1 protein-coding gene is annotated in these 546 nt (G+C 55.9%); it reads right to left on the bottom strand.

Features of this window, described 5'->3' with window-relative positions; genetic code table 11:
* The coding region (locus AC1RPH_RS07720; RefSeq protein ID WP_481762013.1) for a hypothetical protein at positions 1 to 190 on the bottom strand (190 nt) is incomplete at its 3' end.
* Positions 191 to 546: the final 356 nt, after the last annotated feature.

Raw genomic sequence — 546 nt, forward strand, 5'->3', positions numbered from 1 at the left:
CCCAGCACATATCACCGTATTGGACGGTCACAAGCACCGGAATAGACCACCGATAATCACACGATTCCGGATTCTCGGACTGACGCGGCGGCAGCTCCGTATTCCACCCAGCAGCATAGCTGCGATTTTTACCCATCTCATACATCTCCCTCATCACCCATCCCACACCACGTAATTTAAGATTGTCCAATCACAAAAGCGCCGTTCCGCGTCCCTCACTTCGTTCGGTCCTCGGTCCACTGGCGCATCCTACACAACAATTCACACCATGTCAACAAATCTCGTACTCGTTCTCGATCCGCAAGCCCCCGGCTCCTATCCACTGGCCTCACTCACGCTAACGTACAGACCGCTGATCGCAGTCGTCCACACGCCCCCAACCCCGATTTCCTTGTCCTCACTTATCCAGCAAGTCCCGCATCTTCGAGTCCTCCACGGACTAGGTATCAAGCCCGTCCTGCACTCAATTCCCCTAGGACCCTCGTCCCACATGTGGGCCCTCAACTACAACGCGGAGATCGCGGAGCGCGGATACAACCATGTGCG

The organism is Dellaglioa sp. CoH-57-MRSF-16, from assembly GCF_056782055.1.